General features: G+C 35.4%; 3 protein-coding genes and 1 tRNA gene. 3 read left to right on the forward strand and 1 reads right to left on the reverse strand.

Annotated elements, in window-relative coordinates; genetic code table 11:
- Positions 1-66: 66 nt before the first annotated feature.
- Complete coding sequence (locus tag ACT8VG_RS07625; protein ID WP_022424496.1) at positions 67-516, reverse strand: NUDIX hydrolase; 450 nt, start codon at positions 514-516, stop codon at positions 67-69.
- Between the two features lie 120 nt (positions 517-636).
- Between ACT8VG_RS07625 and pepV the strand changes: the two genes are divergently transcribed.
- The 3 genes from pepV to ACT8VG_RS07640 form a co-directional block, all read left to right on the forward strand.
- Entirely contained in the window at positions 637-2,001 is a 1,365-nt protein-coding gene (gene pepV / locus ACT8VG_RS07630; RefSeq protein ID WP_444195545.1) for a dipeptidase PepV, read from the forward strand.
- Between the two features lie 46 nt (positions 2,002-2,047).
- Positions 2,048-2,133: transfer RNA gene (locus ACT8VG_RS07635), tRNA-Leu, on the forward strand.
- Positions 2,134-2,192: 59 nt separating this feature from the next.
- The coding region (locus ACT8VG_RS07640; protein ID WP_444195546.1) for an excinuclease ABC subunit UvrA at positions 2,193-4,565 on the forward strand (2,373 nt) is incomplete at its 3' end.

Genomic DNA, 4,565 nt, shown 5'->3' on the forward strand with positions numbered 1-4,565 from the left:
TACCTGTGGTCGATTTATCTCCGACTGAATTAGTGCCATGCCCGGCACACTGAAATAAGAGAAGCGCTAGTTCGCTTCTCTTTTTAGTTCTTCGTATTCTCTTATTTGATTATATTCTTCGATTGTTTTCTTAATATCATTAAAGATATGTGGATCAAGTGTCTTCTCTAGTTCATCTTCATCCACAAACTTATAATCTGTATGCTCAAATGAAATCTTAACTTGATCATTGGTAGGAATACACAAGAAACCAATACCCACTGTCTGATAATGTGGTCTAATAGCCGTAAATGTATAAACTGGCTTAATGATTTCAATATCAAGTCCTGTTTCTTCCTTTAATTCTCTTACTAACGCCTGGTGAGGATCTTCCCCGTATTCTAATCCCCCACCTGGTAATTCCCAATAACCAAGTCCATCTGATGAAGGTCTCACACGTTTCAAGATTAATGTCTTACCTTCATAAATCACAATACCTTTGACTGTAATATGAAACTGTATGTCTTTATTCTCCATATTCTTTTGCCCCCTTTTTACTATATTAGCACAACTCTTGGAAGAACGTTACAAAAAGGTGCAGTATGTGTGTTTCAAATACTACAGAAATTGTATATAATAGTCACTGAGGTGAATAAAATGATTGATTTTAAAGAAGAAGTATTAAAGCATAAAGATGAAATGCTGAAAGATTTAAAGGACTTATGTCTAATCCCTTCAACTCTTGATAAATCTACTGCGAAAGAAAATCAGCCATTTGGTGAAAACAACCGTAAAGCGCTTGATTTAATGCTTTCTATTGGTCAAAGAGATGGATTTGTTACTGATGATTGTGATGGATATGCTGGTTCTATTGATATTGGTGAAGGAGAAGAATGTTTTGGTATTCTTGGACACTTAGATGTTGTACCTACTGAAGGTCAGGAATGGGATTATCCAGAATATGATATGACTCTTGATGGAGATACACTCTATGGTCGTGGTGTTGCCGATGATAAGGGACCTTTAATTGCTGCTTATTATGCTGCTAAGATTGTGAATGAACTTGATTTTGAAAAGAAGATGAAGGTTCGTATTATCTTTGGATGTAATGAAGAAAATGGTTCTCGCTGTATGCATTACTATTTCCAGCATCGTCCATATCCAAAGATGGGATTTACTCCAGATGCTGATTTCCCTGTTGTATATGGTGAAAAAGGTAACTGTCATTTCATCATCAAGGGTAAAACAGATGATGATAAGGTAATCTCTATTCATTCAGGACGTGTAGTGAATATCGTACCAGATCAGGCTAAAGCTGTATTAAAGGGTACTGACTATGAAGAATCATATAATGCATTCTTAAAAGAAAATAACTTCAAAGGTTCTTTAGAAGTTGTAGATGGTAACACACACTTATTCTTAAAAGGTAAGAGTGCCCATGCATCTCAGCCTCAGTTAGGTAATAATGCTGCAAGTAACTTATGTCATTATATTGCAAGTGTGACTGATAATAGCTACGCAAAATTCGTTGATGAATATTTATATAATGATTATTTAGGTGAAAAGTTCAATGTCGCATTTACTGGTGAAATGGGTGCTTTAACTGTTAACCTTGGTATCTTAAATTATGAAAATAATGAAGGTTCATTAACTCTTGATTTACGTCTTCCTCATGACTCAGACAATGATGAACTTGTTAAGAATATAGATGAAGCTGTTAATAAGTATGGCTTGAATGAAGAACATGATATTGGTCCTGCATTATATGTAGATCCTAACAGTGAATTAGTTCAGAAGCTTCATGAATCATATGTACAGTTCACAAATGATCATGAACATGGTCCTCAGACTATCGGTGGTGGAACTTATGCAAAAGAAATGCCTAACTGTGTTGCTTTTGGTTGTGAATTCCCTGGTAAAAACCATCATATGCATGAAGAAAATGAATTAATTTCATTAGATGATTTATTAACTGCAGCTGCTATCTACGCTCAGTCTCTCTATAATCTTCTTAAAAAATAGTTGAATTCTATGTGCAACTCAAGTATAATCTTAGTTGCACTAAGTTGCGGCCGTGGTGGAATGGTAGACACGCAAGTTTGAGGGACTTGTGGACGTACGTCTGTGTGAGTTCAAATCTCATCGGCCGCACCATTAATTTAGATGAACTAGCTAGAGATAGCTAGTTTTTTATATTATGTGGAGGATTTTGTATGATTGATCATATGGAAATAAGAGGCGCAAAGGTACATAATTTAAAGAATATTGACGTTGATATTCCTTTAAATAAGATTGTAGCTATTTCTGGTGTATCAGGAAGTGGTAAGTCTTCTTTAGCATTAGGTGTCATTTATGCTGAAGGTTCTAGAAGATATCTAGAAGCATTATCTACCTATACAAGAAGACGAATCTCTCAAGGAGAAAAAGCCAAAGTAGATTCTATTAAATATGTTCCTAGTACTCTAGCATTACATCAAAGACCTAATATACCTGGCATTCGTTCTACCTTTGGAACACAGACAGAATTATTGAATTCTATTCGCTTATTATTTTCACGTTGTGGAGATTATTTATGTCCTAACGGACATAGAGTACCTGCGAGTATAAATGTAGCAAGAGGTGAAATGATTGAGTGTCCAATCTGCCATGAAAGATTTAATGGCTTAAGTGCTCAGGAGTATGCCTTTAATTCACAAGGCGCATGTCCTGATTGTCAGGGCACTGGTATTGTACAGACAATTAATATTGATGCTTTGATTCCTGATCCTCATCTAACTATTGATGAAGGGGCTGTAGCGCCATGGAATACACTCATGTGGTCATTAATGAAAGATGTCTGTCGTGCCATGGGTGTGCGTACTGATGTTCCTTTTGAAGAATTAACAGAAAAAGAAAAGCATATTGTATATGATGGACCAATGGTTAAGAAACATATTTTCTATCGTCCTAAGAATAAAGAGAGCGTGGAAGCAGGAGAATTAGATTTTACTTACTATAGTGCCAAAGCGACTGTCTTGAACGCATTAAAGAAGGTCAAGAATGAAAAGAATATGAAGCGTGTCAGTAAATTCCTTAAGGAAGAGACATGCCCGACTTGTCATGGCTCTCGTATTAATACACGTGCAAATTCTACATTACTAGGTGATAAGACTTTAACTGAAGTATGTGCGATGAGTTTAAAGGATTTAGCTGCATGGCTTCCACAGGTAATCAATACCCTTAATGATGATGTGAAAGAAATGGGTTCTACAATTCTTGAAGAATTCATGATTAATGCGAATGCATTGCTGTCTTTAGGACTCGGTTATCTGACTCTTGATCGTGCTTCTTCTACATTATCAACAGGGGAACTACAAAGAGTACAGCTTGCACGTACTGTAAAAAACAGAACGACAGGTGTTCTTTATGTTCTTGATGAACCTTCTATTGGACTACATCCAGCCAATGTAGATGGCTTGATTGCGATTATGAAAGAGTTGATTAAGGATGGGAACTCTATTGTTTTGGTAGATCATGATACAAGAATTCTTAAGGAAGCGGATTATATGATTGAAATAGGGCCTGAAGCAGGTAAAAATGGTGGTTCTATAATTAGTCAGGGTACTATTGATGAAATCATTCAGGATAAGAATTCTATCATTGGACCTTATCTCAATGATTTACATCAAACTCTTGTAAGAAATAAGAAAGAGATTTTTAATGAAGGCTTTTTAAGACTTAAAACAGATACAATACATACTGTCAAACCACTTGATATTTCTATTCCTAAAGGAGTTCTTACTACAATTACTGGTATGTCTGGAAGTGGTAAGACAACATTGATTCTTGAGTCTTTATATCCTGCCATAAAGGCTTCATTAAATCATGAAGTACTTCCTCAACATATAAAAGAATTGGATGCATCATGGGTCAATAAGATTGATTTGATTGATGCGTCCCCTATTGGAAATAATGTCAGAAGTACTGTTGCAACTTATTCTGGTGTATTTGATCATTTAAGAAGGTTGTATAGTAGATTAAGTGATCAATATAGTGCAGGTGATTTTTCTTATAATACAGGTAAGTTAAGATGTCCTGTATGTGAAGGTACTGGTACTATTTCTATGGATATACAGTTTCTTCCAGATATAGAAATGACTTGTGAACATTGTGATGGTACACGTTACAGCAATGATGTGGATTCTATAATGTACCATGGTCATTCTATTAAGGATGTGATGTCTCTTACTATCCTAGAAGCTTTAGATGTATTTAAAGACATTAAGAAGATTAAAGAGAAACTACAGGTTCTAGTAGATTTAGGAATTGGTTATTTGACTCTTGGTGAAGCAACACCCGCCTTATCTGGTGGAGAAGCACAAAGATTAAAACTGGCATCAGAAATAGGAAAAGTACAAGATGGCAGCATCTTTATCTTTGATGAACCTTCTATTGGATTACATCCATTAGATGTAGAAACATTACTTCATGTATTTGATACGTTAATTCATCAAAAAGCGACTATTATCGTGATTGAACATGACTTAGATGTTATCAGAAATTCTGATTATATTATTGATATGGGTCCTGAGGGCGGTCATCTTGGT

The organism is Catenibacterium sp. (assembly GCF_052354645.1).
GTDB classification, from domain to species: domain Bacteria; phylum Bacillota_I; class Bacilli_A; order Erysipelotrichales; family Coprobacillaceae; genus Catenibacterium; species Catenibacterium mitsuoka_A.